General features: G+C 72.2%; 27 protein-coding genes and 1 pseudogene. 14 read left to right on the top strand and 14 right to left on the bottom strand.

Going from position 1 to position 26,908, the window contains the following annotated elements:
* Positions 1-165: 165 nt before the first annotated feature.
* Positions 166-612, top strand: coding sequence for a MarR family winged helix-turn-helix transcriptional regulator (locus ABZZ74_RS15095; RefSeq protein WP_356764828.1), 447 nt, complete (start codon positions 166-168; stop codon positions 610-612).
* 12 nt (positions 613-624) lie between these two features.
* On the opposite strand, the gene ABZZ74_RS15090 is transcribed toward ABZZ74_RS15095, so the two are convergent.
* Both ABZZ74_RS15090 and ABZZ74_RS15085 read right to left on the bottom strand, forming a co-directional pair.
* Positions 625-1,335, bottom strand: coding sequence for a GNAT family N-acetyltransferase (locus tag ABZZ74_RS15090; RefSeq protein ID WP_356764826.1), 711 nt, complete (start codon positions 1,333-1,335; stop codon positions 625-627).
* On the bottom strand, positions 1,332-2,258 hold the full coding sequence (locus tag ABZZ74_RS15085; RefSeq protein WP_356764824.1) for an NADP-dependent oxidoreductase: 927 nt from the start codon (positions 2,256-2,258) through the stop codon (positions 1,332-1,334). The genes ABZZ74_RS15090 and ABZZ74_RS15085 overlap by 4 nt, the downstream gene beginning before the upstream one ends.
* Before the next feature lie 212 nt (positions 2,259-2,470).
* On the opposite strand from ABZZ74_RS15085, the gene ABZZ74_RS15080 reads away from it, so the two are divergent.
* The 7 genes from ABZZ74_RS15080 to ABZZ74_RS15050 all read left to right on the top strand — a co-directional run bounded on the left by ABZZ74_RS15080 (position 2,471) and on the right by ABZZ74_RS15050 (position 8,302).
* Complete coding sequence (locus ABZZ74_RS15080) at positions 2,471-3,076, top strand: sulfite oxidase-like oxidoreductase (protein ID WP_356764823.1); 606 nt, start codon at positions 2,471-2,473, stop codon at positions 3,074-3,076.
* 46 nt (positions 3,077-3,122) lie between these two features.
* Positions 3,123-3,911, top strand: coding sequence for a ferredoxin reductase (locus ABZZ74_RS15075; RefSeq protein ID WP_356764821.1), 789 nt, complete (start codon positions 3,123-3,125; stop codon positions 3,909-3,911).
* Between the two features lie 174 nt (positions 3,912-4,085).
* The gene (locus ABZZ74_RS15070; protein ID WP_356764819.1) at positions 4,086-4,679 is read left to right on the top strand and encodes a hypothetical protein; all 594 of its coding nucleotides are present in this window, start codon (positions 4,086-4,088) and stop codon (positions 4,677-4,679) included.
* A 117-nt stretch (positions 4,680-4,796) separates the two neighbouring features.
* A complete protein-coding gene (locus ABZZ74_RS15065) occupies positions 4,797-5,765 on the top strand; it encodes an acetylxylan esterase (RefSeq protein WP_356764817.1) in 969 nt (322 codons plus the stop codon).
* An 11-nt stretch (positions 5,766-5,776) separates the two neighbouring features.
* The gene (locus tag ABZZ74_RS15060) at positions 5,777-6,181 is read left to right on the top strand and encodes a nuclear transport factor 2 family protein (RefSeq protein ID WP_356764815.1); all 405 of its coding nucleotides are present in this window, start codon (positions 5,777-5,779) and stop codon (positions 6,179-6,181) included.
* An 89-nt stretch (positions 6,182-6,270) separates the two neighbouring features.
* Entirely contained in the window at positions 6,271-7,437 is a 1,167-nt protein-coding gene (locus tag ABZZ74_RS15055) for a serine hydrolase domain-containing protein (protein WP_356764813.1), read from the top strand.
* Positions 7,438-7,567: 130 nt separating this feature from the next.
* Positions 7,568-8,302, top strand: a complete 735-nt coding sequence (locus tag ABZZ74_RS15050; RefSeq protein ID WP_356764811.1) for a winged helix-turn-helix domain-containing protein — start codon at positions 7,568-7,570, stop codon at positions 8,300-8,302.
* On the opposite strand, the gene ABZZ74_RS15045 is transcribed toward ABZZ74_RS15050, so the two are convergent.
* A complete protein-coding gene (locus ABZZ74_RS15045; protein WP_356764809.1) occupies positions 8,280-9,032 on the bottom strand; it encodes a class I SAM-dependent methyltransferase in 753 nt (250 codons plus the stop codon). The genes ABZZ74_RS15050 and ABZZ74_RS15045 overlap by 23 nt on opposite strands.
* An 83-nt stretch (positions 9,033-9,115) precedes the next feature.
* Between ABZZ74_RS15045 and ABZZ74_RS15040 the strand changes: the two genes are divergently transcribed.
* Entirely contained in the window at positions 9,116-9,526 is a 411-nt protein-coding gene (locus ABZZ74_RS15040; RefSeq protein WP_356764807.1) for a nuclear transport factor 2 family protein, read from the top strand.
* A 297-nt stretch (positions 9,527-9,823) separates the two neighbouring features.
* Here ABZZ74_RS15040 and ABZZ74_RS15035 read toward each other — a convergent pair whose 3' ends face one another.
* The 6 genes from ABZZ74_RS15035 to ABZZ74_RS15010 form a co-directional block, all read right to left on the bottom strand.
* Positions 9,824-11,242 (bottom strand): MFS transporter, encoded by a 1,419-nt coding sequence (locus ABZZ74_RS15035; RefSeq protein WP_356764805.1) that lies wholly within the window; start codon positions 11,240-11,242, stop codon positions 9,824-9,826.
* Positions 11,243-11,402: 160 nt separating this feature from the next.
* Positions 11,403-12,653 (bottom strand): RNA polymerase sigma factor, encoded by a 1,251-nt coding sequence (locus ABZZ74_RS15030; RefSeq protein ID WP_356764803.1) that lies wholly within the window; start codon positions 12,651-12,653, stop codon positions 11,403-11,405.
* Positions 12,650-12,988 (bottom strand): YciI family protein, encoded by a 339-nt coding sequence (locus ABZZ74_RS15025; RefSeq protein ID WP_356764801.1) that lies wholly within the window; start codon positions 12,986-12,988, stop codon positions 12,650-12,652. The genes ABZZ74_RS15030 and ABZZ74_RS15025 overlap by 4 nt, the downstream gene beginning before the upstream one ends.
* Entirely contained in the window at positions 12,988-13,704 is a 717-nt protein-coding gene (locus ABZZ74_RS15020; RefSeq protein WP_356764799.1) for a YciI family protein, read from the bottom strand. Before ABZZ74_RS15020 ends, ABZZ74_RS15025 begins: the two co-directional genes overlap by 1 nt.
* A gap of 91 nt (positions 13,705-13,795) precedes the next feature.
* Positions 13,796-14,854: an LLM class flavin-dependent oxidoreductase gene (locus tag ABZZ74_RS15015; RefSeq protein WP_356764797.1), complete on the bottom strand. Its 1,059-nt coding sequence runs from the start codon at positions 14,852-14,854 to the stop codon at positions 13,796-13,798.
* Positions 14,854-15,363 (bottom strand): SRPBCC family protein, encoded by a 510-nt coding sequence (locus tag ABZZ74_RS15010; protein ID WP_356764795.1) that lies wholly within the window; start codon positions 15,361-15,363, stop codon positions 14,854-14,856. Before ABZZ74_RS15010 ends, ABZZ74_RS15015 begins: the two co-directional genes overlap by 1 nt.
* An 89-nt stretch (positions 15,364-15,452) precedes the next feature.
* On the opposite strand from ABZZ74_RS15010, the gene ABZZ74_RS15005 reads away from it, so the two are divergent.
* The 4 genes and pseudogenes from ABZZ74_RS15005 to ABZZ74_RS14990 all read left to right on the top strand — a co-directional run.
* Entirely contained in the window at positions 15,453-16,208 is a 756-nt protein-coding gene (locus tag ABZZ74_RS15005) for an NPP1 family protein (protein ID WP_356764793.1), read from the top strand.
* A 162-nt stretch (positions 16,209-16,370) separates the two neighbouring features.
* Positions 16,371-17,198: a methyltransferase gene (locus ABZZ74_RS15000; protein ID WP_356764791.1), complete on the top strand. Its 828-nt coding sequence runs from the start codon at positions 16,371-16,373 to the stop codon at positions 17,196-17,198.
* A 282-nt stretch (positions 17,199-17,480) separates the two neighbouring features.
* Positions 17,481-18,623: a transcription termination factor Rho gene (rho, locus tag ABZZ74_RS14995; protein WP_356764789.1), complete on the top strand. Its 1,143-nt coding sequence runs from the start codon at positions 17,481-17,483 to the stop codon at positions 18,621-18,623.
* A gap of 120 nt (positions 18,624-18,743) precedes the next feature.
* Positions 18,744-19,577: pseudogene (locus tag ABZZ74_RS14990) on the top strand (serine hydrolase); the annotation flags it as partial.
* Positions 19,578-19,657: 80 nt separating this feature from the next.
* Here ABZZ74_RS14990 and ABZZ74_RS14985 read toward each other — a convergent pair.
* Together ABZZ74_RS14985 and mptB are read right to left on the bottom strand one after the other, a co-directional pair.
* Positions 19,658-21,004, bottom strand: a complete 1,347-nt coding sequence (locus tag ABZZ74_RS14985) for a glycosyltransferase 87 family protein (protein WP_356764787.1) — start codon at positions 21,002-21,004, stop codon at positions 19,658-19,660.
* Positions 21,001-22,395, bottom strand: coding sequence for a polyprenol phosphomannose-dependent alpha 1,6 mannosyltransferase MptB (gene mptB / locus ABZZ74_RS14980; protein ID WP_356764784.1), 1,395 nt, complete (start codon positions 22,393-22,395; stop codon positions 21,001-21,003). The genes ABZZ74_RS14985 and mptB overlap by 4 nt, the downstream gene beginning before the upstream one ends.
* Before the next feature lie 170 nt (positions 22,396-22,565).
* Between mptB and ABZZ74_RS14975 the strand changes: the two genes are divergently transcribed.
* Positions 22,566-23,324 (top strand): alpha/beta hydrolase, encoded by a 759-nt coding sequence (locus ABZZ74_RS14975; protein WP_356764782.1) that lies wholly within the window; start codon positions 22,566-22,568, stop codon positions 23,322-23,324.
* Positions 23,325-23,345: 21 nt separating this feature from the next.
* On the opposite strand, the gene ABZZ74_RS14970 is transcribed toward ABZZ74_RS14975, so the two are convergent.
* From ABZZ74_RS14970 to ABZZ74_RS14960, 3 genes are all read right to left on the bottom strand, one after another.
* Complete coding sequence (locus ABZZ74_RS14970; RefSeq protein ID WP_356764780.1) at positions 23,346-24,275, bottom strand: glutaminase; 930 nt, start codon at positions 24,273-24,275, stop codon at positions 23,346-23,348.
* Between the two features lie 58 nt (positions 24,276-24,333).
* The gene (gene aspA / locus ABZZ74_RS14965; protein ID WP_356764778.1) at positions 24,334-25,746 is read right to left on the bottom strand and encodes an aspartate ammonia-lyase; all 1,413 of its coding nucleotides are present in this window, start codon (positions 25,744-25,746) and stop codon (positions 24,334-24,336) included.
* A gap of 143 nt (positions 25,747-25,889) precedes the next feature.
* Positions 25,890-26,906 (bottom strand): asparaginase, encoded by a 1,017-nt coding sequence (locus ABZZ74_RS14960; protein WP_356764776.1) that lies wholly within the window; start codon positions 26,904-26,906, stop codon positions 25,890-25,892.
* Positions 26,907-26,908 lie beyond the last annotated feature (2 nt).

Raw genomic sequence — 26,908 nt, 5'->3', positions numbered from 1 at the left:
TCGTTCTCCGGCGGCCGGGACGTTCCGCGGCCGAACGGAAACACTACCCCAACCGTCAGACGCCGACGGTCTCCTCGGTCTCCTCGACCTCCTGCTGGTTGACTCATACAACCCTCCATCAAGTTGTATTATACAACTAGATGAGGGGCGTAGTGAGGAGGAGCCGTGAACGCTGATGAGGCCGTGGAGACGATTCAGCGGGAGATGACGGCCTTCGCCCGCCGCGCCCGGGCGTCGGCGGGACGGATGCACCCCGAGCTGTCCCTGGTGTCGTACACGCTGCTGGGGCATCTGGAGGAGAGCGGCGGTTGCCGGGCCACCGATCTGGCCGCCCACTACGCCCTGGACAAGTCGACGGTCAGCCGCCAGGTGGCCGCGCTGGAGCGGGCGCGGCTGATCGAGCGGCGGCCGGACGCCGACGACCATCGCGTCCAGGTCCTGCAGCTGACCGACGCCGGCCGCGAGATCCTCGCCCAGGTCACCGACAGCCGCCGGGCGGCCTTCCGCGAGCGGCTGAAGGGCTGGCCGGAGGAGGACCTGGAGCGGTTCGCCTCCTATCTGGTGCGCTACAACACCTGGGGACGGGCGGACGGCGTCAACTCCCGGCCCTGATCCCGGCGTACCCTAAGCGACCGTCACCGCCTGTTCGTCCGCGAGGTGTTCCGGTATGCGGGCCGCGCCGAACGTGGTGGTGCGCCGCAGTCGGAAGCCGAGGGACTCGTAGAGGCGGATGGCGTTCGTGTTGCCTGCGCCGGTGTGCAGGAACGGGGTCTCGCCGCGTTCCCGTATGCCGTGGGCGACGGCGCGGATCAGCCGGGTCGCGAGGCCCTCGCCGCGGAAGGCGGGGTCGGTGCAGACCGCGCTGATCTCGGTCCAGCCCGGCGGGTGCAGCCGCTCCCCCGCCATCGCTATCAGCGCGCCGTCCCGCCGTATGCCCAGGTAGGTGCCCATCTCGATGGTGCGGGGCAGGAAGGGGCCGGGCCGGGTGCGTTCGACCAGGTCGAGCATCTGGGGGACGTCGGCGGGACCGAGCCGGACGGCCTCCGGCTCGGGCGCGGCCTCGAGACCGTCGTCGACCAGTTGCACGCCCTCGATGTGGAAGGTGACCTCCCAGCCGGCCGGCACCGCGCCGCTGAAACCGAGCAGCGGCACCTCGGCGCCGGGGCCCGCGAGGGCCGCGAGGTCGGCCCAGTCACCGGCGTCGGGCTGGTCGGGCAGCGCCAGCCAGGGGGTCACGTCGACCGGGTAGCGCACCACCCGCCCGTGCCACTCGGCGAAGTGGGCGTGCGGGCCGGTCAGGGAGGCGAGGGCGGGGTTGTCCAGGACGTGGCTCACGCGGCGACCTCGATCACGATCTTGCCGCGCGCGTGGCCGTCCTCGACCTCGCGCAGTGCCTCGCCGGCCCGCTCCAGCGGGTAGGTGCCGGTCACGTGCGGGTCCAGGTCGCCGTCGATCACCAGCTGGGCGACCGCGGCCAGGACCGCCGCGTCGCGGGCTCGGGCGACCCGGGCCCCGCCGAGTTCCTCGACGGTTGCGGGTGGGGCGGCGGCGGTGATCAGCTTTCCACGGTCGTCGAGCAGTGTCGCCGCCTCGGTGAGCACCTCTTCGCCGACCAGGTCGTAGACACCGTGCACGCCGTCGGGCGCCGCCGCGCGCACCCGCGCCGCCAGGTCCGGTCCCGAGGGGACGTACACCGCGCCCAGCGCCTCCACGAAGTCCTTCTTCGCCTCGCTCGCGACGCCCACCACCCGCAGGCCGAGGGCCCGGGCGATCTGCACGGCCGCGCTGCCGACCCCTCCGCCCGCGCCGGTGATCAGGACGGTCGCGCCGGCGGGCAGGCCCAGCTGGTGGACGCCGTCGTACGCGGTCGCGGCCGCGACGGGGAGGGTGGCCGCGTCCCGGAAGGAGAGGCCGGCCGGCTTGTGCGCCGTGATGGCGGCGGGCAGCAGCGTGTACTCGGCATAGCCGCCGGTCGCGGTGTTGCCGAAGACCTCGTCCCCGGCGGTGAACCCGGTCACGTCGGCACCGGTCTCGACGACGACACCGGAGGCCTCGTTGCCCAGCACCACCGGAAACACCGGCTCACCGCTCTCCCCGAGGCGCCGGTAGCCGGTGCGCAGCTTCCAGTCGACGGGGTTCACACCCGCGGCACGCACCGCGACCAGCACCTGCCCAGGCCCCGGGCTGGGCCGGTCCAGGTCGACGAGGGCCTCGGTCTCCGGTCCGCCGAAGCGCGTGTAGACGTACGCCTTGGGCATGTTCCACTCTCCTTCGCTGCCGCGTGGTCACCGGGTGTGCGGGACACCGGTTCCGGCATCAGGCGGCAAGGCGCGGGCGGAGGGCGCTATTCCCGAGGCCGGGGAGTGTTCATACGTCTTTAATGATCGACGGGCGGCCCGGGGCCGGGGCGGATCCGGGTGGCACGTACGGTTGACCCGGTAGGTCATCACTTCCGTCCCGCTGGATCCGTATGAACGTCACCCGAGGTTTCACCGGGCGCCCCCGCGCCCACCGTCCGGGCCTCCCGCCCGGCCAGTACGACACGGGCGACGACTGGCCCGTCCTGTCCGCGGAGGTCACCCCCGAGCTGGCGCCGGCCGACTGGACCTTCCGCGTCGACGGGCTGGTCGAGCGGCCGTGCACCTGGGACTGGGACGCGGCGCAGGCGCTGCCGGCGTCGGCCTACGAGGGCGACATCCACTGTGTGACGAGCTGGTCGAAGTTCGGGGTCCGGTTCGGGGGCGTGTCACTGGACGCCTTCCTCGACGTGGTGCGGCCCCAGGCGTCCGCCACCCATGCCGTCGCCTACTCGCACACCGGGTACACCGCGAACCTGCCGCTCGCGGACCTGACCGGCGGACGGGCCTGGATCGCGTTCACGTACGAGGGCGAGCCGCTCGCCCCCGAGCACGGCGGGCCGGCGCGGCTGCTGGTGCCGCATCTGTACTTCTGGAAGAGCGCCAAGTGGATCGCGGGCATCCGGCTTCTCGACCACGACGAGCCCGGTTTCTGGGAGCGGAACGGCTACCACGAGCGCGGCAACCCGTGGGAGGAGCAGCGGTACTCCGGTGACTGAGCAGAGGACCGCAGCGACCCCTTCCCCGGCAACGGTGACTGAGCAGATGACCGCAGCGACCCCTTCCACGACAACGGCCCCTTCTCCCGCCTTCACTCCCCCGACGCGCTTCGCCGTGCCCGGCCGTATCGCCGTGAGTGGCCAGGCCGCCGTGGTCTGGCAGACGGCCACCCTGACCGAGGTCCGCCGTGAGACGCCATACGTCTCCACGTTCCGGTTCGCGGTGCCCGCCTGGCCTGGGCACCTTCCGGGCCAGCACCTGATGCTGCGGCTGACCGCCGAGGACGGTTATGTGGCCCAGCGCCACTACTCGATCGCCTCCGCGCCGGACGACGCCGGGCACATCGAGCTGACCCTGGATCACGTGGAGGGCGGCGAGGTCTCCGGCTGGTTCCACACGGTGGCCGAGCCGGGCGACGAGGTGGAGGTGCGCGGTCCGGTGAGCGGGTTCTTCGCCTGGCCGGGCGACCGGCCCGCCCTGCTCATCGGCGCGGGCTCCGGGGTCGTACCGCTGATGTCGATGGTCCGGCACCACCGGGCGCGTGGCCTCGACGTGCCGCTGCGCCTGCTGGTGTCCGCGCGCAGCCCCGAGGAGCTCATCTACGCACGGGAGTTGGGCGCCGAGACGACGCCCGTGTTCACGCGCCGCGCACCCCGGGGCGTGGCGGTGGGACGTATGGCCGCCGCACATGTGGCGCCGCTCCTGGCCGAGCCGCCCGATGGTGGGTGGGAGGCCTATGTGTGCGGATCGAACGCCTTCGCCGAGCACGCCTCGCGGCTGCTGGTCGAGGCCGGCCAGCCCGTGGACCGGATCCGCATCGAACGCTTCGGCTGACGGCCGGGCACCGGGGCCGTCACCGGCCGTTCACGGTGAGCGATCTTCGAGGCGCTGGGTACCCGATGTTCATGGGCACTCGCGCGCGTACACGGTCCGGGGGGACAATACGGACCAAGCAGGTGCGGCTGAACACATGGCCCCTCCGGTTTCGGTGACGGCGAGGAGGTCGACATGCGGACCCGGGTGCGCGGCTGGCGCTGGCGGCGCAATCCGCTGCGGCGCCGGTCGGACGTGGTGGAGGCGTGGACGACGCTGGTCGTCGCGCTCCTGCTGTTCGTCGGCGCGCCGCTCGCGGGGGCCGTCACGGGCTGGTGGGCGCACGACCAGGCCGGGGCCGCCGCCGCGGCGGAGCGCGCGGACCGGCATCGGACGCGTGTGGTGGTCGTCGGCGCGACGCCCGAGCGGGCGCCCGCGGTGCAGGGCGGTCGGGAGCACTCGTTCCGGGTGAACGTGCGCTGGACGGACCCCGTCACCGGGCCGCACACCACCGAGGCGCGCGTTCCCGCGGGGACGCGGCACGGAGAGACGGTGGACGTATGGTTCGACGCCCGCAACCGGCCGGTGGGTCCGCCGCCGGGCCGGACGCAGATCTGGCAGCACACCGTCACCATGGGCGTCTGTGGCGCGGGCGGCGCGGTCGCGGTGATCCTCCTCGGCAATGCAGTCGTCCGGCGCGTGGCCATCGGCCGCCGGCTGACCGAGTGGGAGAGGGAATGGGCCCGCACGGAGCCGCAGTGGACCCGCCGCCAGGCGGGCGGCCCCTGACGGCCGCCGTGCGGAGGTGATCGCGCGGGCGCGGTCCGGGAAAGATCTGGCCAGTCGTCCGATCGCACACGTACGGTGTTGATCATCCGCACGGTCCCTATGCGAAGGCGGTCCTACATGGCCCTGTTCGACCTCCCCCTCGACGAACTCCGTGAGTACCGCAGCGCGTCCGTCGAGCCCGAGGACTTCGACGCGTTCTGGTCCAAGACCCTGCAGGAGGCCCGCGAGCACGACCTGGACGCCCGCTTCGAGCCGGTCGACACCGGGCTGACGACGGTCGAGGTGTACGACGTGACGTTCGCCGGATTCGGCGGGCACCCGGTGAAGGGCTGGCTGACGCTGCCCGCCGGGGCGTCCGAACCCCTGCCGCTGGTGGTGGAGTTCGTCGGGTACGGCGGCGGACGCGGCCTGCCGCACGAGCATCTGCTGTGGGCGTCCACCGGCCGGGCGCACTTCGTGATGGACACCCGCGGACAGGGCAGCGCCTGGGGCGGTGGGGGTGGCACCGCGGACCCGGTGGGCGGCGCGCCCGCCTACCCGGGCTTCATGACCCGCGGTATCGACGCGCCGGAGAACTACTACTACCGCCGGGTGTTCACCGACGCCGTCCGTGCCGTCGAGGCGGCCCGCTCCCACCCGCTGACCGACGCCTCCCGCACGGTCGCGGTCGGCGCGAGCCAGGGAGGCGGCATCACCATCGCCGTCGCCGGTCTGGTCCCCGACCTGGTGGCGGCGGCGCCGGACGTGCCGTTCCTGTGCGACTACCCGCGTGCCGCGACTCTGACGGACCGTCACCCCTACCGGGAGATCGGCCTGTTCCTCAAGACGCACCGCGGCCGCTCCGAGGACGCCCTGCGCACCCTGTCCTACTTCGACGGAGTCCACTTCGCCGCCCGCGGCCGCGCGCCGGCGCTGTTCTCGGCGGCCCTGGAGGACCAGACCTGCCCGCCCTCGACCGTCTTCGCGGCCTTCAACGCCTGGGCCCATGAGGACAGGACGATCGAGGTGTACGACTTCAACGACCACGAGGGCGGCGGGCCTTACCAAGAGGCGACGAAGCTGCGCTGGCTGCGGTCGTATGCCTGAGGGAGTCGGCCGTGGACACGCGTGAGGCCGCCGAGCGGTTCGTACGGGTCTGGGAGCGCGGCTGGGCCGCGCACGACGTGGACGCGCTCCTCGACCTGTACGCCGGGGACTGCGTCCACCGCTCGATGCCCTTCCGTGAGCCGCACCGGGGGCGGGCCGAGCTCGCCGCCTATCTGAGCTGGTCGTTCGAGCGGGAGCGGGTGACGGACGTACGGTTCTCGCCGCCCGTGGTCGGCCAGGACGGGATCGCGGTCGCCGAGTTCCGGGTGCTGAGCGAGGAGGACGGGGTGCCGTCCACCCTCGCGGGCTGCGTGTTCGTACGGTTCGACGCCGACGGCCTCGCGGTCGAGACCCGGGACTACTGGCACGACACGGACGGTCACCGGGAACCGGAGGACAAGCTGTTCCTTCTCTGACCTTCCCTCCAGTCCGACCAGTCGGTACGTTCAGGAACCCCGGGTCGCGACGGTGCGGCCCGGGGTTCCGGCGGACGACGGAGGGCCCCATGGCGGAGCATGAGCCAGGTGTGGTCGGTTACTGCGACGAGCGGTTCGCGGCGGTGCGGACGGCGTTCGAGGAGAACTTCCGGGAACGGGGCGAACTGGGCGCCGCGGTCGCGGTGAGCGTCGGCGGCGAGGTCGTGGTCGACCTGTGGGGCGGCTGGGCGGACGCGGACCGCACCCGGCCCTGGGAGCGGGACACCCTGGTCAACGTGTGGTCGACCACCAAGGGCCCGACGGCACTGTGCGCGCACGTCCTCGCCGACCGGGGCCTGCTCGACCTCGACGCGCCCGTGGCCAAATACTGGCCCGAGTTCGCCGCGGCCGGCAAGGAGGAGGTGCTCGTACGGCATCTGCTCTCCCACCGGGCCGGACTGTCGGGGCTGCGTGAGCCGCACTCGGTCGAGCAGCTCTACGACTGGGAGTTCACGACCGGGCGGCTCGCGGCGACGGAACCCTGGTGGCAACCGGGGACCGCGTCCGGCTACCACGCGTTCACGTACGGCTTCCTGGTCGGCGAGGTGGTCCGGCGGGTCTCGGGGCAGCTGCCCAGCGCCTTCCTCGCCCGCGAGGTGACCGGCCCGCTCGGGATCGACTTCACCATCGGGCTGCCGGAGCAGGAGGCGGGCAGGGCGGCCGAGCTGGTGCATCCGCCGGTCGCGTCGAGCAGCGAACAGGCCGCGATCTTCAGCCAGTTGACGCCCGCGGCACTGGCGGCGCTGGCCAATCCGGTGGTGGGTGCGGACGAGGCCAACTCGCCCGCATGGCGGGCCGCCGAGATCCCGGCCGCGAACGGGCACGGCACGGCGCGGGCGGTCGCCGCGCTGTACGGGATCTTCGCGGGCAGGGGGACGTACGGCGGCCGTCGCGTCCTGTCCCCGGAGGCGGCCGAGCGGGTGCGTGAGGGGCAGGGCGGCTGCCGCGACCTGGTGCTGGGGGCCGGCCTCGATGCCGAGACGGAGATCGGGCTCGGCCTGTGGCTGAGCGGTGACAACGGCTCCTACGGCCCCAACCCGCGTGCTTTCGGACACGACGGGTTCGGCGGCTCGTGCGGACTCGCGGACCCGGAGGCGGGGGTGTCGCTCGGCTATGTGATGAACCGGATGGGGCCTCAGATCGCCAACGACCCACGGAAGATGGCGCTGATCGAGGCCCTGTACAGCGCTCTGTGAACGCCGGTGCGGGCGGGCCGGTTTCGGCCGAACCGGCCGCCCACCCTTCCCTGCTGGTTTAGACCAATGCTAGATCTGGTGGCGCAATGAGCCCGCACGGCTACGGCATGTCACCAACAGGAGGCGCGGCATGGCCCGCACCGACCATCCGGTCACCGATCAGCAGCCGCTGTACTGGCGTGTAGCGACGCGACTGCTCGGCGAGTTGCGCGACGGCACGATTCCGCCCGGCGAACGGCTGCCGAGCGAACGGCGGTTGGCCGCACATTTCGAGGTCAGCAGGGAGACGGTCCGGCAGGCACTGGAGGTGCTGCGCCGCGACGGACTGGTCTGCACCGACCGGCGCGGCAGCCACGCCACACTGCCGGGCCTGCCGGTGGAGACACCCTCCACGCCCGCCTTCCCGGTCGGCGCCCGGGCCGCGGACCCGCGCGCCGTGGACCGGGCCACGGTCACCTGGGAGGCGCCCCCGCCCGAGCACGCCGAGGCCCTCGGCCTCGCCCCGCACCACCCGACCCTGATGCACCGCTACGAGTCCACGGGCGCCGACGGCCGCGGACGGCGTACGGCGGTGACGTCGTTCTCCGCGGTCGCCCTGGCGGAGGTCGAGGAACTGGCCCGCTACCGTGACCGCGCCGACGGCGCATCCTCGGCGCAGCTGCACCGCGCCTATGAGTGGATGCGCAAGGCCGGCCTGACCCTGCACCACCGGGACGCCATCACCCCGCTCCCGGACACGCCCTCGGTCCGGGTGACACGGCGCGTGCACGACCAGTACGCGCGGCCACTGGAGATCACGGACCTGCTGGTGGACGCCCAACAGGACGCCTTGGTCTACGAGTTCATGCTTCCGGCCGCGGGCTGAGCGAGGACAGCGGACGCCGGGCCACGACCATCCGCACCCGCGGACTGCCGTCGCTCCGCCGCCCGAACTCCTCCAGCGCCTGCAACTCGACGACGAATCCGGCTCGCTCCAACTCCCGCCGTACATCCGACAGTCGGAAGGCCCGGTAGTACATGACGAACGGCGGACGCCACACGGCGTTGCGCACCCGCATCACCGCGTCGAAACCCAGCAGCATCCAGTACGCGGGCGACGAGGGCCGGGGTGGGGCCAGGACGGGGAACGCGAAACACCCGCCCGGCCGCAGCACCGAGTGGACCTCGGCGAACAGCCCCGGCACCTCCTGCGGCAGGAAGTGCCCGAACGCCCCGAAGCTGACCACGAGGTCGAAGGCGGACCGGAACGGCAGCGCGCGGGCGTCCGCACGCACCCAGGCCACCCGCGAACCGGCCGGCCGGACCCGCTCCCGCGCCACCGCCAGCATCCCCGCGCTGAAGTCGACCCCGGTGACACTGCGCCGACACACCCGCGCCAGCACGTCGATGCCCGCGCCCGTGCCGCAGCACAGGTCGAGTCCGTCGTCGAAGGGACCCGTCCGCGCCAGCGCCGAGGCGACGGCCTCCAGGACGGAGTCGGGCGTCCGGAAGGGGGTGTGGTCGAACTTCGGAGCGAGCAGGTCGTATCCCCGCTCCACGGAGGACAGGGCCTGGACGGCGAGTTCTCGCAGGCTGGGGCCTTCAGGGCTGAACACCCACGTCAGCCTAGTGGACAGGGTCGCGGCAGCTGATTACCCTCATCCTCACCTACTCAACTAATTGACTATGAGGTGATCCGATGCGCGCGTTCCGCGAGGCGGTCGAGGCCGGCGATCTCGATGCCGTCGAGGCGCTGCTGGCGGAGGACGTCGTGTTCACCAGCCCGGTGGTGTTCAAGCCGTACCCGGGCAAGGCGATCACCGCGGCGATCCTGCGCGCGGTCTCCCAGGTCTTCGAGGACTTCCGCTACGAGCGCGAGCTCAGCGGCGGAAGCGACGGCCGCGACCACGCTCTGGTCTTCGGCGCGCGCGTGGGCGACCGGGAGCTGACGGGCTGCGACTTCATCCACCTGGACGACAACGGCCTGATCGACGAACTCACCGTGATGGTGCGGCCGTTGTCGGGCGCCCAGGCGCTGGCGGCGGCGATGGGCGCCCGGTTCGAGGAGATCGCGAAGGAGGCGGAGACGCGGTCCGCCACCGCCTCCTGACCTGACGCCACGGTGAGGACGAGACACCGGTGCAGGACGTGCCGGGGGTGAGCGTCTTCTGCGGCGCTGGAACCGGCGCCGCGCGGCATCCGGACCAACGTCGTCCACCCCGGCTGCATCAAGACCCCCCTGATGACGTCAGCGAACCCGGTGTTCGTCCGTGCCCGTGTCGCGACGACCCCCAGGGGCGCGGCGGCACGGTCGACGAGTTGACCCCGCTGGCCGTCTACCCGCTGTCCGACGAGGCGTCGTACGTCAACGGCGCCGAGATCACGGTCGACGGCGGAGTCGAGGCGATCACGAACGCACTCGACGGCGTGTGACGGCCACGGCCCGGACGGACCCCCGGCGACGGGATGCGCCGAGAAGGGCGGCGGCGCAGGCCAGGCCCGTCGTCGCCAGCAGCGCACAGGCCGTGAACCCGGCGCGGTAGCCCGCCGTCAGGCCTGCGGGTCCGGGTCCGCTCGTGTGGGACAGGGCGACGGAGGTGACCACCGCGACACCGAAGGCCCCACCGATCTGGAACGCCGCGGTGTTGATGCCGGAGGCCACCCCCGACTCCCGCTCCCCGACACCGGTGAGGGCGGCGATCGAACCGGCCACCGCGCAGGCGCCGAGCCCCGGACCGAACAGCAGCAGCCCCGGCAGCAGATCGCGGACGAAGCCGCCGTCGACCGGGATCCGGGACAGCAGCAGGCTTCCCGTGCCGACCAGCGCCAGCCCTCCGACCGCGACCGGGCGGGCACCGACGCGGGTGACCAGGGCCTGCCCGGCGTAGGAGCCGGCCACCGCACCGAGGGGCATCACGACGTTGCACAGACCGAACAGCAGCGGCGAGTAGCCGAGGATGCCCTGGCCGTACTGGGACAGCGTGTACGACATCCCGAAGGCGCTCGCGCCGAGCAGGAACACCACCAGGTTGCCGCCGCTGACGGTGCGGGCGCGCAGCAGGGACAGCGGCACGAGCGGCGCCCGGGACCCGGCCTCCGCGCGGACGAAGAGGGCGGCGAGGACGACGGCGGCGGCCAGCAGTCCGCTCGTGCGCATCGAGAGCCAACCCGCCGTCGGCGCCTGGACGACGGCGTACACGCAGGCGACGAGCGCCGCGGTGGCGGTGAGGGCGCCGGCCGGGTCGTAGGAGCGGGCGCGTTCCGCCGAGCGGCTCTCGCTCAGCAGGACCGGGGTCAGGGCGAGCAGCGCCAGGGCGACGGGCACGTTGAGGAAGAACACCCACTGCCAGCCGAGGGCGTCGGTGAGGGGGCCGCCGATCAGGAGGGCGGCGGTGGCGCCGAAGCCTCCGCTGCCGGACCAGACGGCGAGCGCCCTGTTGCGTTCGGGCCCCTCCGCGAAGGTGCTCACCAGCAGGGACAGCGCGCTCGGCGCCATGACGGCGGCCGAAACGCCCTGTACGGCGCGGGCTGCGACCAGCACTCCGCCCGTCCAGGCCAGTCCGCACAGCAGGGAGGACAGTCCGAACAGCAGGGTGCCGGTCATGAAGACCCGGCGGCGGCCCAGCAGGTCGGCGGTGCGGCCGCCGAGGAGCAGCAGCCCGCCGAAGGTCAGCAGATAGGCGCTCATCACCCACTGGGCACCGTCCGCGGACAGACCGAGGCCGGCCGTCACGGACGGCAGGGCGAGCAGAACGATCTGCGCGTCCAGGATCACCATGAACCCGGCGACGCAGAGCAGGGCGAGGGCGTACCGGCGGCGGCCCACGGTCAGCCTCCCAGCCGCGGGCCGGCCAGCCAGACGTCGGGGGTGCCGGGGCTGCCGACTGCGCGGAGGAACGCTGTCAGAATCTTGTGGAGTGTGCGGCGAGTGTTCATCGGGGCCTCCCGGGCCGTGGGGCGGTTTTCACCCCACCGACGAACGGCCGCTACGCCGATCGACACTCCGCGAGCCGCCTTCGCAGAAATCTCCGCTCGGCCTCGTTCTCCGCCAGCTCCAGTGCTTGGGCGTACGCCTCGGCCGCCTCGGTGCGGCGGCCGCTGCGCCGCAGCAGGTCCGCGCGGGTCGCGGGCAGGAGGTGGTAGCCGGCCAGATCGCCCTCGCGTTCCAGTTCGGCGACGAGGGCGAGTCCGGCGTCGGGGCCCTCGGACATGCCGACGGCCACTGCGCGGTTGAGGCGGACGACGGCGGAGGGCACGAAGCGGACCAGTTCGCCGTAGAGTCCGGCGATGTCCGCCCAGTCGGTGTCCTCGGCCGTGGCGGCGGTGGTGTGGCAGGCTGCGATGGCGGCCTGGATCTGGTAGGCGCCGGGACGGCCGCGGCGCAGGGCCGTCTCCAGCAGGGCGGTGCCCTCGTCGATCTCGGCTCGGTCCCAGGCGGTGCGGTCCTGGTCCTCGAGGGTGATCAGTTCGCCGGAGGCGTCCACGCGCGTGTGCCGGCGGGCGTCGTGCAGCAGCAGGAGGGCGAGCAGGCCGAGCGCCTCGGGCTCGTCGGGCATGAGCCGGGCCAGCAGACGGGCGAGGCGGACGGCCTCGGCGCACAGGTCCCTGCGGACCAGATCGGCGCCGGACGAGGCGGCGTACCCCTCGTTGAACAGCAGGTACAGCACGCCGAGCACGCCCGTCGTGCGCTCCGGCAGCAGGTGCGCGGGCGGTACCCGGTAGGGGATCCCGGCGTTGCGGATCTTGCGTTTGGCGCGCACCAGTCGCTGCGCCATCGTCGCCTCGGGGACGAGGAAGGCGCGGGCGATCTCCGGTGTGGTCAGCCCGGCGAGGGTGCGCAGGGTGAGCGCGACCCGGGCCTCGATGGGCAGGGCGGGATGGCAGCAGGTGAAGATCAGCCGCAGCCGGTCGTCCTGCACACCGCTGTCGTCCCCGTCGTCGTACGACGTCTCGTCGCGCGCCAGCACGGCCGCCTCCCTCAGTTTCGCGGCCCCCACCGCCTCCCGGCGCAGCACGTCGAGAGCGCGGTTGCGGGCGGTCGTCGTCAGCCAGGCGCCGGGGCGGCGCGGGACACCGTCGCGCCGCCACCGGTCGAGGGCCTGGGCGAAGGCGTCCTGCGCGCACTCCTCGGCGAGGTCCCAGTCGCCGGTCACCCGGATCAGGGTGGCGACGACCTGGCCCCAGTCCTCCCGGAAGGCGGCGGCGACGGCCTCCTCGATCTCGTCCGTGGAGCTCACTCCCAGACCGGCCGAACCTCGACCGAGCCGCCGTCGGCGGCCGCAGGATGCTTCGCGGCGAGGGCGACGGCCTCGTCCAGGTCCGCCACGTCGATGAACGCGATGCCCGCGAGGTACTCCTTGGTCTCCGCGAAGGGGCCGTCGCTGAGCAGGATCTCGTCGCCCCGCACGCGCACGGTGGTGGCGTCGGCGGGCGGCCGCAGCCGCGCCCCGCCGGTGATCCGGCCCGCCCGCACCTCGGCGAAGTAGGCGGCGAACCGCGGGTCGTCGGCGTGCTCGGCCGGGCTCTGTTCCTCCTCCCGGACGGGCGAGGAGAACAATAGGGCGTACTTCATCACGCCTCCCTCAGGGACACGGCCTGCTCGTGGGTGATCAGCCGGCGCAGTCCGAGGTCACGGTAGCCGGTGATCACGCGCAGGGTGTCGGAGAAGGGGGTGCCGTCTGCGCGGGTGCCCGTCAGCCGTACGAGGGAGTGGGCGAAGCCGATGCTCTCGTCCACGTGGACGCGGAACTCCAGCACCTCGCGGGTCACGGGCCCGGACGTGAACACCTCTTGCAGGGCCTTGCGGTGGGCGTCGAGGCCCAGCCGCTCATGCCCGCCGGTGAGGTGGAAGACATCGGCGTCCGGGGCGTAACAGGCCAGCACCCCGTCGATGTCCCGGTCACGGTGGGCCTCGGTGAGGCGGGTGTCGAGGGCGCGGATCGCGGTCTCGGGGTCCTCCTCGTCCCACATGGGCCAGAAGGGCCGTACCTCCATGGCCCCGATGGTGGCCACCGGGTGCCGGGCCGCCGCCTCGACGGCCTCCTCCAGGCTGTCGCACTCGAGGATGTCGTAGCCGGCGACGTACTCCTTGGTCTCCGCGAACGGGCCGTCCGTGCGCAGCACCTCGCCGCCGCGCACCCGGACGGTGACCGCCTCGGCCGGCAGGGCGAGCCGGTGGCCGTGCAGCCGGGCACCGCGGTCGCCGAGTTCCTCCACCCAGGGTTCGACGGGTGCCATGCCCGAGGCGTCGGCGGTGTCGTCGCCGCAGACGAGCAGCATGTACTTCATGATTCCTCCCGGTCGTCAGAGCTACCTGCACCCCACCGACGAACGGGGGCGGAGCGAATCGACACCCTGCCGGACGGATTCCTCGGCCCGCTCACGACGCGCCGTCGACCTCCTGTACCAGCTCGATCGCCCGCCCCAGCGTCGCCAGCCGCTCGTGCAGAGTCGTCCCGGCCGGATACAACCGTACGGTGGTCACGCCCGCGTCCCGCCACACGCGCAGCCGTCGGCGCACCATCGGCTCGGTGCCGATGAGGGTCGTGGCGAGCACCATCTCGTCGGTGACGAGGCCGGCCGCGCCGTCCCGGTCGCCCGCCTGCCAGCGCTCCCGCACCTCGGCGGCCACCTCCGCCCAGCCCTGGCGGCTGTAGGCGGCGTTGTAGAAGTTGGTCGAGGCGGAGCCCATGCCGCCGAGGCTGAAGGCGAGTTCCTTCTTCCGGCCGGCGGTCAGCGCGCCGAGGGCGTCCTCGTCGGGTGCGAAGGCGACCTCGGCGCCCTGGCAGACGTCGAGGTCGGCGCGGGTGCGCCCGGCACGGGCCAGTCCTTCGTCGAGGTGGGCGAAGTACGCCCCGGCCGCGCCCTCGGGCACGAAGCTGGTGCCGAGCCAGCCGTCGGCGATCTCACCCGTCAGCCGCAGCATGGCGGGCGACAGGGCGGCGAGATAGACGGGGACGGGGTGTTCGGGCCGGGTCGACAGGCGCATGGGGACGGCCTCGCCGCCGGGCAGCGGGATGCTGAACTGGCTTCCCTGGTACGACAGTTTGCCGCCGTCGAAGACCCGGCGCACGATCTCGACGGTCTCCCGCATACGGGCCGTCGGACGGGCGAAGGGCACCCCGTGCAGTCCCTCGATCACCTGCGGGCCGGAGACGCCGAGCCCGAGCAGGAAGCGTCCGCCGGAGAGGTTGGCCAGGGTGATCGCGGTCTGGGCGACGGCCACCGGGGTGCGGGTGCCGACCTGCAGGACACCGGAGCCCAGCAGCATCCGGTCGGTCAGGGCGGCGTAGTAGCCGAGCGCGGAGGGTGCGTCGGAGCCCCAGGCCTCGGCCACCCAGCAGACGTCCAGGCCGAGTTTCTCCACCTCCACGACGAAGTCGGCCTGCTCCGACCAGTGTTGACCGCCGGAGGCCTCGATCGTGGTCGCGGTGCGCATCAGCCGTTCTCCGCACGGTACTTGAGGTGACCCAGGGTGGTGGTCATGGCACGCTCCAGCTCCCGCAGCCGTACGAACACGATCTTCTGTTCCTTCTCCGGCATGCGGTCGATCGCCGCGGACAATCCGGAGCGGCCTGGGCCCATCTGCATCCACTGCGACAGCTCGGTGCCGCCGTCGCCGGGGTGCAGACGGAAGCGCCAGACCGCCGACGGACGGTCGGGGTTCTGCACCGCCCAGGCGAGGACGCGGCACGGTTCGCACTCGATGACGTACGAGGTGGTGGTCCACTCGCCGAACGCCTCGTGCCGGTTGCGGCCGAGGAACCGGGCGCCGACCGCGGGCTCCTCGGCGCCGTCGAGCCACTCCACCGACTGGAGTTCGTCGCTCATGCCCGGCATCAGCCCGATGTCACGCACCAGCTGCCACACCCGCTCGGGCGGGGCGGCGATCCAGGTCCGCACCTCGACCGTCGGCTTGTCCGTGTAGCGCGCGCCCGTCCACCTCATGCCAGGCCGACCTCCCGCAGTCGAAGTTCAACTTTACGACTTTCCTCAAGCCTTGACGCGCACACGCCAGACTGCCATGGTCTGGACCTGTGTCCCCCACCAAGGTCCTCCTCAGCGCCCTCGGCGCCCTGACACTGCTCCTCGCGATCCCGACCAGCGCCCAGGCCGACGTCCTGCAGTTGCTGCCGCAGAACGCCGACGGCCTGGAACAGAGCTTCTCCCCGGCCTACGACTACGACAAGGACGGCTGCTACGCCACCGCCGCCATCAGCGCCGACGGCACCATCAACCCGGGCCTCAAGCTCGGCGGCGACGTCAACGGCCACTGCCACGACTACGCCCAACTGGCCAACGCGAACACCTACTCACGCGAGAAGTGCGACAACGGCTGGTGCGCGGTGGTGTACGCCAGCTACTTCGAGAAGGACCAGGCGACGCTCGGTCCCGCGGCCATCGGTCACCGGCACGACTGGGAGCACGTCGTGGTGTGGATCAGCGACAACCAGGTGCAGTACGTGTCGGTGTCGCAGCACAGCGGCTATCAGGTGGCGGCCCGCTCGGCGGTGCGCTTCGACGGCACCCACCCGAAGGTCGTCTACCACAAGGACGGCGTCTCCACGCACTGCTTCCGCTTCGCCAACGCCAACGACGAACCGCCGGAGAACGCCACCGGCGGCTGGTTCTATCCCCGCCTTGTCGGCTGGAACGGCTATCCGGCCGGCTTCCGCGACAAGCTGCTGAGCGCCGACTTCGGCGCCGCCACGATCAAGATCAAGGACGGCGACTTCCAGTACGCCCTGGCCCACTCCATGCCCGCCGGCATCCCCTTCGACCCCAACGCCTGACCCGTCCGCGCACGAAGAGGCCGGGGCACCGGGTCCCGGCCTCCCGCTCTGCCGTTTCCCACGCCGACCCGCCGAAGTGCGGTGGTGGTCAATCGGGCGTTCCTATGGCTGGTATGCGGGCGTCGGCCGCCACCCGGGACCGGGCTGCGGTTGGATGTCGGTGTGACCACCGACGAGCACGCGCGGTTCATGCGGGTCAACCAGGCCAACTGGGACGCCCGCACCCCCGTCCACCTCGCCAGCCGGTTCTACGGCCTCGACCAGGACCTCGACCCGGCGCGCTGGTTCGCCTCCTTCGAGTGGGACGATCTCGGCGAACTGTCCGGCCGCGACGTACTGCACCTCCAGTGCCATCTCGGCACCGAGACGATCGCCTTCGCCCAGCGCGGCGCCCGCGCCGTCGGCCTCGACTTCTCCGCGGCGTCGGTGGCCGCCGCACGGGACGTCGCGGCGCGGGCGGGCGTGCCCGTGGACTACGTGCAGGCCAATGTGTACGACGCCCGACAGGCGCTGGACGGACGGCAGTTCGACGTCGTATACACCGGCAAGGGCGCCCTGTGCTACCTCCCGGACCTGCAGCGGTGGGCCGAGGTCGTCGCCCGACTCCTGCGCCCCGGCGGCCATGTGTACATCGTGGAGTTCCACCCACTGCTCAACTCGCTGGGCCCCAAGCCCGCCCCCGGCGAGGGCCCCGAGCTGCTGCTGCGCCACGACTACCTGGGCGGCAGGGGCGCGGTGCACCGGGACGCGACACACACCTACACCGACGGTCCGGCGGTCGAGGGCGCCACGGACAGTTACGAGTGGATGCACGGAATAAGCGAAGTCATGAACGCGTTGGTGGAGGCAGGACTGACCATCCGGCGCCTCAGGGAGAGCGAGGAACTTCCCTGGCCACGCTGGCCGCAGATGGTCCGTACGGCGTCCGGCTGGTGGCGCCTGCCGGAGCCGCGGATTCCGCTCCTGTACGGTCTGCTCGCCTCCCGCTGACCTGTGACCGGTTTACGGCCGCACCCCCTGTGGTACTTTCCTGCTAGCACCTGAGTTCGCCCCATGTCGTGGGCGCCGGTGCCGGTTCCCTCTCAGTTCGCCGCTCCGCCCGCCGTCTCCCGGCCGGCGCACCGGCTCTCCAGCACCACCTCGTGACCGGTACAGCCGTGCCGTACCCGAGGCGCTGTTCCCGCCGCCGAAGGCGCTGTCCGCCTTCCCGTCGCGGCTTCCCCCCTTCCTTCCGCATGTCTCATGCCATCCGTCCTCGAAAGGACTCCCACCATGACCACCACTCTCGAACACCCCCCAGTCCAGCAGGAGCCCCAGGCCCAGATCGTCACCGGTGTCCTCGACATCGACGCGGGCGGCAAGGGGCACCTGCGCGCCGAGACCCTCCTCGCCTCGCCCTCCGACCTGCCCGTCTCCCCCGCGCTGATCCGCCGTCACGGCCTGCGCAAGGGCGACCTCGTCGAAGGCGTACGGGACGGCCGGCGCGCCCTGACCGAGGTCGTACGGGTCAACGGGCGCACACCCGACGACCTGCGCGGCCGCCGTCACTTCCGTGACCTCACCCCGCTCCACCCCAACCAGCGCCTGCGCCTGGAACACCCGGCGTCCGGGCTCACGGGCCGGATCACCGACCTGCTCGCACCCGTCGGCAAGGGCCAGCGCGGGCTGATCGTGGCACCGCCCAAGACCGGCAAGACCGTGCTGCTCCAGCAGCTCGCGGCCGCCGTCGCCGGCAACCACCCTGAATGCCGCCTGATGGTGGTACTCCTCGACGAACGCCCCGAGGAGGTCACCGAGATGCGCCGCTCGGTGCGCGGCGAGGTGTACGCCTCCACCTTCGACCGGGCGGCCAAGCAGCACATCGCCCTCGCCGAGCTCGTCATCGAGCGGGCCAAGCGGCTGGTGGAGGCGGGCGAGGACGTCGTCATCCTGCTCGACTCCCTGACCCGGCTGTGCCGGGCGCACAACAACGCGGCCTCCTCGGGCGGCCGCACCCTCAGCGGCGGTGTGGACGCGGGCGCGCTGCTCGGACCGAAGCGGTTCTTCGGCGCCGCACGGCTGGCCGAGGAGGGCGGCTCGCTCACGATCCTGGCCACCGCCCTGGTGGAGACCGGCTCGCGGGCCGACGACTACTTCTTCGAGGAGCTCAAGAGCACCGGCAACATGGAGCTCCGCCTCAGCCGCGAACTCGCCTCGCGCCGTGTCTTCCCGGCCGTCGACATCACCCCCTCGGGCACCCGCCGCGAGGAACTCCTGCTCTCCCCGGCCGAGTTGACCACCGTCCGTGGCCTGCGGCGCGCCCTGCAGACCCGCGACGGCCAGGGCGGCCTGGAGACCCTCCTGGAGCACCTGCGGGCCACCCCCGACAACGCCACCTTCCTGCGGCGCGTCCAGCCGACACTGCCTGCCGAGTGACCCGTGACGGCCGCGAGGCCGAGCCGCCGACGGATACACGCTGCGGCATACGGGTGCTGGCGCCCCCCGTCCGGCCCGGTCATCGGCGCGTCCGGACGATCGATTCCTACGTTGATAAGTATGACCATCGGATTCTCTTCCCGGGCCGGCGTCACGGCCTGCGCGCTCTGCGCGGCGAGTGTCCTGGCGTTCGGCCCCGTCGCGGTGGCCGTCGGCGCGCAGCCCACGCCGAACGGCGGGACCCGGGCGGCGATGCCGCAGCCGTCGCTCCTCTACCGGTCCGGCACACTGGTCCGGGCCCCGCGCGGGGTACCCCGCCTTCCGGACGTGTCCGCGCTGTCGTGGCTGGTGGCCGACGCGGGCAGCGGCGAGGTGCTGGCCGCCCACGACGCGCATCGCGGACTGCCCCCCGCCAGCACGCTGAAGACCCTGTTCGCCCTCACCGTGCTGCCGACTCTGCCGGCGGGCGTCCGGCACACGGTGAGCGAGGAGGAACTGGCGGGCATCGGGCCGGGCAGCAGCATGGTCGGTGTCGCCCCGGGGCGCACCTACGAGGTCGCCGACCTGTGGCGCGGGGTCTTCCTGAACTCCGGCAACGACGCCGTGCACGTCCTGGCCGCGCTCAACGGCGGCTGGCAGGTGACCGCCCAGCGGATGCAGGCCAAGGCGCGCGCCCTGGGTGCGCTGGACACCCAGGTGCGCTCGCCGGACGGCTACGACACACCGGGGCAGGTGTCGTCGGCGTACGACCTGGCGGTGTTCGGCCGGGCCGGACTGCGCAACGCGGACTTCGCGCGGTACTGCGGCACGGCCCAGGCACTCTTCCCCGCCGGGGACGGATCGTCGTACGGGATCCGGAACACCAATCGGCTGCTGAGCGGCGCCGACGGCGTGGCGCGCTATCCGGGACTGATCGGCATCAAGAACGGATACACGACGCATGCCGGCAACACTCTGGTCGCCGCGGCCCGCCGGGGCTGGCGCACGCTGGTCGTGACGGTGATGAACCCGCAGACGGGCGGCGGGTTCACCGTCTACGACGAGGCGCGGGCGCTGCTCGACTGGGGGTTCGGGGCGGCCGGGCGGGTGGCGCCGGTCGGGTCGCTGGACGGGCTGCGGGTCAAGCCGCGCCCGGCGCCCGTCCCGGTTCCCGTCGCCTCTCCCGTGGAACGCGGGCGGGGGTGGGCGGAGACCGGGGCCATCTCCGGTGCTGCGGCGCTCGGCGCGGGAGCGGTGGCCTTGGTGCTGCGGGTCAAAGGTGAGCCCGTGGACGGGAGTTGACCGACCGGCAGCCACAACAGCAGGCCGAGGGTGATCCAGGCGTAGGTGTTGCTGCCGAGGAACCCGTCGATGCCGGACGCGTCGTGGAACCACAGCCACACCACGCTGGTGCACAGCACCGCGTACAGGGCGCCCGCGACCCGCGGGTGCCCGGCGCGGACCAGGACGGCGAAGGACGGCAGCAGCCACACCAGGTGGTGCACCCAGGTGATCGGGCTGACCAGACACGCGGTCAGGCCGGTGAGGGCGAACGCCGTCGGCCAGTCGTCTGAGGTGAGGGCGCGGCGGGTGCGGAGCGCCCAGACGCCGAGGACCAGCAGCACCGCCGCCGCCCAGACGGGGCGGTCGGTCACCCCGAGGCGGGCGAGGATGCCCTGCAGGGACTGGTTGGAGACGTAGTCGAGACGGCCCACCCGGTTGGTGTCCCACAGGGCGTCGGTCCAGTAGTAGCGCGAGGCGTTCGGGGCCACCAGGGCGGCGAGGCCGGTGGCCGCGCAGGTCACGGCGGTGGCGAGGGCGGCGGCACGCCAGCGGCGGGCCAGCAGGAGCAGACCGATGAAGACGGCCGGGGTCAGTTTGATCGCGGCCGCCAGCCCGATCCCGACGCCCGCCCAGCGGTCCCGCCCGGTGCGCAGCAGCCAGGCGTCGACGAGGACGAGGGCCAACAGCAGCAGGTTGACCTGCCCGAAGCTGAAGGTGTCGCGCAGGGGCTCGAACAGCGCGAGCACACAGGCGCCCAGGGCGCAGCCGTACCAGCCGTAGCGCCGCCACGCCCCCTCGGTCAGCAGGTGCACGATCAGCGCGAGCGCCGCCAGGTTGAGCAGCAGGGCGAGGGCGATCGCCGTGTGCAGGCCGATGAGGGACATCGGCAGCATGGCGACGGCGGCGAACGGTGGATAGGTGAAGCCGTAGGTCGTCCCGGGGACCTGGTAGTCGTAGAGCCGTCCACCGTCGTGGATCCAGGTGTTGACGGCGCCGTAGTAGACGCGCAGGTCGAACCAGTCGCGCAACAGGGGCACGGTCGCAGTGAAGGCCGTGACGGCTGCGGCGACGGCGAGGACCAGCACCAGCCGGCCGCGGTCGGTGCGGGGCGGGGTCATGCGGTGTGTCCCAACACGGGTGCCTGGGCCACCTGATGGGCCTGCCAGAGGACCACCACGGCCAGCACGCCCCCGGAGACCGCCAGCACCAGTTGCCCGGTGTCCGCCGGACCGCCGCTGGGCAGCGTGGCCAGCGCCAGCACGCCCGTGACGGCCGCCACCCGGTGCCGCACCGAGGTGGTGGGCGCCGCGGCGGCTATCAGGAACAGGCCCCACAGGGCGTACCACGGTCGGATGGCCGGGCCGAAGGCGGCGACCGTGGCGAGACTCAGGCCCAGCGCGTAGACCGGGCGGGGACGCAGCCGCCACCATATGGCCGCTATCACCAGCACGGTGACGGCGAGACCGAGGACGTGCCAGGCGGGCAGGGCGAGCGGCGCGAGGTCACTGCCGAGGTGTTCCAGCAGGGCACCGGTGGCGCGGCCGAGAAGGCTGGTCAGCGCCCAGTTGTGCGCGGAGACCGGGGTGTCGAGGGCACCTATCCAGCCGTACCCCGTTCCGGCGACGGCCGTGGCCGCGACCGTGGTGCCCGCGGCGGCGACACCGGTCGTCAGCACGGCCTTCGCCGGGCGTCGCCCCGCGCGCACCTGCAGGACCACCACCGCGGCGAGCCCGAGCGCCGCGGGCGCCTTCACCAGCGCGGCGAGCGTCACGAGTACGGCCCCCAGGATCGGCCACCGTCCCAGCGCCGCCACCAGGCCGACGCCGAGCAGCCCGAGCATGATCGCGTCGTTGTGGGCGCCGGCGACCAGATGGAGCAGGACCAGCGGGTTGAGGGCGCCGAGCCAGAGTGCGGCGGCCGGATCCGCGCCGCTGTGCCGCGCGAGCCGGGGCAGCGCCGCCGCCATGAGCGCGACCCCGAGCAGCGCCACCAGCCGCATCCCGACGAGACCGGCGGGGAGCTGGCCCCGGGTCAGGTCGGACAGGTGGGAGGCGACGGCGAGGAACACCGGGCCGTACGGCGCTCCGGTGTGCTGCCACAGCGGCGCGACCTCGTCCGCGAGCGGGCCGCCGAGCTGGGCGGGCCCGTTGGAATACACGTCGATGTGGGCGTCGACCATGGCGCCCTGGGCGAGATAGCTGTAGACGTCCCTGCTGAACAGGGGTGGCGCGATCAGCAGCGGTGCCGACCAGGTGGCGAGCACCAGCAGCAGTGAGCGCGGGCTGGGCGGCTCGTGGCTGCGCACCAGCCGGCCGAGCAGCACCCAGGCCGCTATGAGGATGACGACACCGAAGTAGACACCGACCAGCCCCAGCGCCGCGCGGACGTTGGCGGGGGCCAGCAGTTCCTGGACGGGAAGGGCACCGGCCGTCTCACCGCCCAGCGCGAGGAAGGCGGTGCCGGCCAGGCCCAGGACCTGACAGCGGCGAAGATCGACGGGGAAAGCCATGGCCAACACTCGTTCAGCGTGTCAACGCAGTGTGGCCGGAACTTGACGTGCCGCCTGCGGTCCGGGGACCTGCGTGTGACCGGCGTGTGATTGCGCCCTCAGACCGATGAGTTCGCCGCGTACGGCAGGTCTTCCTGGTACCCGACACCCACCGGACGGACGTGATCACGATGCCCGCCAGCTCCGCCTACGCCAAGGTCGACGGCCTGGAGATGTACTACGAGACCCACGGCGCCGACGACGGACGGCCGCTGGTGCTGCTGCACGGCGGAGCGCTCACCGTGGACCTGTCCTTCGCGGCCGTGCTACCGGCCCTGGCCGACGGCCGTCGTGTCGTGGCACCCGAACTCCAGGGACACGGCCACACGGCCGACACCGAGCGCGCGATGACGGTGGCGAACCTCGCCGCGGACGTGGTGGACCTGCTGGACGAACTCGGCATTGAGCAGGCCGACTTCCTCGGCTTCAGCCTCGGCGGCATGACCGCGCTCGAGGTCGCGGTGCGCCATCCCGAGCGGGTGGGCCGGCTGGTGCTGGCCGCCACGCCGTACCGCCAGGACGGCTACCACGACGACGTCCGCACCCCCGACTACACCTCTCCCCGTCTGCCCGGTCAGGCGGACTTCCAGAAGATGGCCGACGCGTACGCGGCCGTGGCACCGCATCCCGAGCACTTCCAGGACTTCCTCGCCAAGGTCACGAAGGCGGCGCACGCCCCGCTGCCCTGGACCGCCGTCGACCTGCGAGCCCTGGACGCGCCCACGCTTCTGGTCGTCGGTGACACGGACTTCGTACGGGTCGAGCACGCGGCTGAGATGCAGCGCCTCATTCCCCGGGCGCGCCTGGCCGTCCTCCCGGACACCACACATGCGCGGCTGATGGGGCGCGCGTCCGTGCTGGCGCCGTTGCTGACCGAGTTCCTGGGGTGACCGGGGACTTCAGGGGCGCGGTCAGAACACCGACAGGCCGGTCAGGGTGGTGAAGCGGTCGAGGGCGGCGACGCCGGCCACGGAGTTGCCGCGCGAATCGAGGCCCGGGCTCCACACGCACAGCGTGCACCGGCCTGGCACGACCGCGATGATGCCGCCGCCGACACCGCTCTTGCCGGGCAGACCGACGCGGTAGGCGAAGTCGCCGGCCGCGTCGTACGTCCCGCAGGTCAGCATTACGGCGTTGACCTGCTTGGCCTGGCTGCGGGTGAGCAGCCGGGTGCCGTCGGCGCGGACGCCGTGGCGGGCCAGGAAGGTGGTGGCCAGCGCGAGGTCGGCGCAGGAGGCGGTGATCGAGCACTGCCGGAAGTACTGGTCGAGCAGGACCGGTACCGGGTTGTCGATGTTGCCGTAGGACGCCATGAAGTGGGCGAGCGCGGCGTTGCGGTCGCCGTGCGCGGCCTCGGAAGCGGCTACGTCCTTGTCGAAGTCGAGGGCCGGGTTGCCGCTCTCGGAACGCAGGAAACCGAGCAGTTCGCCGGCCGCGTCCCCAGTACGGCTCTGCAGGCGGTCGGTGACGACGAGCGCGCCCGCGTTGATGAAGGGATTGCGCGGGATGCCGTTCTCGTACTCCAGCTGGACCAGGGAGTTGAAAGGGTTGCCGGAGGGCTCGCGACCCACGTGCTCCCACAGTTCGTCGCCCTCGCGGGCCAGGTCGAGAGCGAGGGTGTAGACCTTGGTGATGGACTGTGTGGAGAACGGCTCGCGCCAGTCCCCCACGCCGTACACCGTCCCGTCCAGCTCCGCGACGGCCATGCCGAAGCGGCGCGGGTCGCAGGCGGCGAGCGCCGGGATGTAGTCGGCGGGCCGGCCGCGGCCCGGCGTGCGTTCGATCTCCTCGGCGATGCGCTCCAGGACCGGCTGGAAGGCGAAGGACGACGTCGTTGTCATGATCACTATTGTGCCTCCGCACGGTCCCGGCGCGTCGCCGCAGGTCAGGAGCTGCTGGTCAGACCAGGAGTGAGCCGCTGCCGGCGACGACCTCGGGCCGCAGCAGGTCGGCGAGCGTCTCGGCGGGCAACAGACCCTTCTCCAGGACGAGTTCGGCCACTCCCCGCCCGGTGACGAGGGCTTCCTTGGCGATGTCGGTGGCGGCCGTGTACCCGATGTGCGGGTTCAGGGCGGTCACCAGGCCGATGGAGTTCTCCACGGTCGCCCGCAGCGCCTCGGTGTTGGCGGTGATGCCGTCCACGCACCGCTCGGCGAGGGTGAGGCAGGCGCTCTGCAGATGCGTGACGGACTCCGACAGGGAGTGCAGGATGACCGGCTCGAAGGCGTTCAGCTGGAGCTGACCGGCCTCGGCGGCCATGGTGATGGTGACGTCGTTGCCGATCACCTCGAAGGCGACCTGGTTGACGACCTCGGGGATCACCGGGTTGACCTTGCCCGGCATGATGCTCGACCCCGCCTGCACCGGCGGCAGGTTGATCTCGCCGAGCCCGGCGCGCGGCCCGGACGACAGCAGGCGCAGGTCGTTGCAGCTCTTCGACAGCTTGACGGCGATCCGCTTGAGCACGCCGGACATCTGGACGAACGCCCCGCAGTCCTGGGTCGCCTCGACCAGGTTGGCGGCGGTGACCAGTTGCAGCCCCGTGATCGCCGCGAGATGACGGCGGGCCGCCTCCGCGTACCCGGCGGAAGCATTGAGCCCGGTACCGATGGCGGTGGCCCCGAGGTTGATCTCATGGATCAACTGGACCGCCTCGTCAAGACGGTGGCGGTCCTCGTCAATCATGACGGCATACGCGGAGAACTCTTGACCGAGCGTCATCGGCACCGCGTCCTGCAACTGTGTACGGCCCATCTTGAGCACATCGCGGAACTCGACGGCCTTACGGGCGAACGAGTCCTGCAGTACGGCCATCGCCTTGAGCAGTCCACGTACCGCGAACACCGTCGCTATCTTGACGGCGGTCGGGTAGACGTCATTGGTCGACTGGCCCAGGTTGACGTCCTCGTTGGGGTGCAGGAACCGGTACTGCCCCTTTTCGTGCCCCAGCAGCTCCAACGCCCGGTTGGCGACGACCTCGTTGGCGTTCATGTTGGTCGAGGTCCCCGCACCCCCCTGGATCACGTCGACGACGAACTGATCGTGCAGCCTGCCGTCCCGAATCTCCCGGCACGCCGCCACGATGGCGGCGGCCTTCTCCGGCGCCAGCAACCCGAGTTCCTCGTTGGCGAGTGCCGCGGCTTCCTTGACGGCGGCCAGCGCGTCGATCAGATGCGGATAGGCGGAGATCGGAGTCCCGGTGATGGGAAAGTTCTCGGTGGCCCGGAGGGTGTGAACACCCCAGTAGGCATCGGCGGGAACATCACGGTCGCCGAGCAGATCGTGTTCGCTGCGGGTGACGGCGGTGGTCATGAGGGTCAGGGTCCTCTTTCTGAGGTACGGAAGTGAAGCGCCCCCGTAGGGGCGCGGGACGTCATTGATATGCGGCTACCGCCGCGTGGGCGCGACCAGCCCCATCCGGCCCGCAGTCGCGCACCTGCGTATCCGGCAGAGCCCTAGGCGCAAGCGGACACGACAACCGGCTCCAGCGAACGAACGGGCCGCACACACCCCACCGCCCGCCCGCCTCCAAGAAGCTCCTCCCCCTGGAATTCGACAAGCAGGTCGGGATCGACGCCGGCCCACGCCAACGCCGCCGCGGCCACAGGAACCCGCGCCCGGTTCGCCCCGTCCGCGATCTTCACGGCGACGGCCCGCCCGTCCGGCAGCGCGGCGACCTGAACTCCCTCGAACCCGTCCTTGGCGAGCAGCCCCGGCACGGCCGCCATCAACGCGGCGACGTCCCGCCCGGCACCCGAAGCCATCTCGGGATGAGAACGCATCGCGTCGGCCACCTGAGCCTCCGGCGTGCCGGCGGCGGCCGTGGTGATCCGCGCGGCGGCCCGCGCGAGCCCGTGCAGCGAGACGGAGAAGAGAGGCGCCCCGCAGCCGTCGACCGTCACCCGCGCGATCCGCTGCCCGGTGAGGTCCTCGACGATCTCGGCGATCGCCTGCTGCAAGGGGTGCGACGGGTCGAGGTACCCCTCGAGGGGCCAGTCGTTGAGCACGCACGTGTAGAGCATCGCCGCGTGCTTGCCGGAGCAGTTCTGGGCGAGCCGGGAGGGCGCACGCCCCTCCCGGACCCATGCGTCCCGTACGGCCGGGCCGAACGGCATGTCCGGGACGTTGCGCAGATCGTCCTCGGTCAGCCCGGCGAGTTCGAGGATCCGCCGGGTCCCGGCGAGGTGGCGTTCCTCGCCGGAGTGGCTGGCCGCCGTGAGGGAGAGCAGTTCACCGTCGAGCGGCAGTCCGGCCCGGACCATGGCGACGGCCTGCACGGGCTTGAGGGCCGAGCGGGGGTAGAAGGCGGCCTCGATGTCGCCGAGTTGGAAGGCGACCTTCCCGTCGGTGTCGAGGACGACGACGGAACCGTAGTGGATGCCCTCGACGACCCCGCCGCGGATCAGGTGGGCGACGGGGGCGTGGAGGGGCTCGCGGATCTGGGGTGCGTCCGCGACGGAACTGCTGAACATCA

The sequence above is a fragment of the Streptomyces sp. NPDC006476 genome (assembly GCF_040612015.1).
Taxonomy (GTDB): Bacteria; Actinomycetota; Actinomycetes; order Streptomycetales; family Streptomycetaceae; genus Streptomyces; species Streptomyces griseorubiginosus_B.
The sequence above is the reverse complement of the archived record's forward strand: the minus strand, read 5'-3'. Positions and strand labels throughout refer to the sequence as shown.

Bases quoted from the DNA above. Each gene is read 5' to 3' on its own strand.
- ABZZ74_RS14975 (WP_356764782.1), top strand. From the start codon at position 22,566: ATGCCCGCCAGCTCCGCCTACGCCAAGGTCGACGGCCTGGAGATGTAC.
- mptB (WP_356764784.1), bottom strand. From the start codon at position 22,395: ATGGCTTTCCCCGTCGATCTTCGCCGCTGTCAGGTCCTGGGCCTGGCC.
- ABZZ74_RS15075 (WP_356764821.1), top strand. From the start codon at position 3,123: ATGACCGCAGCGACCCCTTCCACGACAACGGCCCCTTCTCCCGCCTTC.
- ABZZ74_RS15070 (WP_356764819.1), top strand. From the start codon at position 4,086: ATGCGGACCCGGGTGCGCGGCTGGCGCTGGCGGCGCAATCCGCTGCGG.
- ABZZ74_RS15020 (WP_356764799.1), bottom strand. From the start codon at position 13,704: ATGAAGTACATGCTGCTCGTCTGCGGCGACGACACCGCCGACGCCTCG.
- rho (WP_356764789.1), top strand. From the start codon at position 17,481: ATGACCACCACTCTCGAACACCCCCCAGTCCAGCAGGAGCCCCAGGCC.
- ABZZ74_RS15080 (WP_356764823.1), top strand. From the start codon at position 2,471: ATGAACGTCACCCGAGGTTTCACCGGGCGCCCCCGCGCCCACCGTCCG.
- ABZZ74_RS15050 (WP_356764811.1), top strand. From the start codon at position 7,568: ATGGCCCGCACCGACCATCCGGTCACCGATCAGCAGCCGCTGTACTGG.
- ABZZ74_RS15085 (WP_356764824.1), bottom strand. From the start codon at position 2,258: ATGCCCAAGGCGTACGTCTACACGCGCTTCGGCGGACCGGAGACCGAG.
- ABZZ74_RS14970 (WP_356764780.1), bottom strand. From the start codon at position 24,275: ATGACAACGACGTCGTCCTTCGCCTTCCAGCCGGTCCTGGAGCGCATC.
- ABZZ74_RS15055 (WP_356764813.1), top strand. From the start codon at position 6,271: ATGGCGGAGCATGAGCCAGGTGTGGTCGGTTACTGCGACGAGCGGTTC.
- ABZZ74_RS15040 (WP_356764807.1), top strand. From the start codon at position 9,116: ATGCGCGCGTTCCGCGAGGCGGTCGAGGCCGGCGATCTCGATGCCGTC.
- ABZZ74_RS15010 (WP_356764795.1), bottom strand. From the start codon at position 15,363: ATGAGGTGGACGGGCGCGCGCTACACGGACAAGCCGACGGTCGAGGTG.
- ABZZ74_RS14985 (WP_356764787.1), bottom strand. From the start codon at position 21,004: ATGACCCCGCCCCGCACCGACCGCGGCCGGCTGGTGCTGGTCCTCGCC.
- ABZZ74_RS14960 (WP_356764776.1), bottom strand. From the start codon at position 26,906: ATGTTCAGCAGTTCCGTCGCGGACGCACCCCAGATCCGCGAGCCCCTC.
- ABZZ74_RS15065 (WP_356764817.1), top strand. From the start codon at position 4,797: ATGGCCCTGTTCGACCTCCCCCTCGACGAACTCCGTGAGTACCGCAGC.
- ABZZ74_RS15025 (WP_356764801.1), bottom strand. From the start codon at position 12,988: ATGAAGTACGCCCTATTGTTCTCCTCGCCCGTCCGGGAGGAGGAACAG.
- ABZZ74_RS15015 (WP_356764797.1), bottom strand. From the start codon at position 14,854: ATGCGCACCGCGACCACGATCGAGGCCTCCGGCGGTCAACACTGGTCG.
- aspA (WP_356764778.1), bottom strand. From the start codon at position 25,746: ATGACCACCGCCGTCACCCGCAGCGAACACGATCTGCTCGGCGACCGT.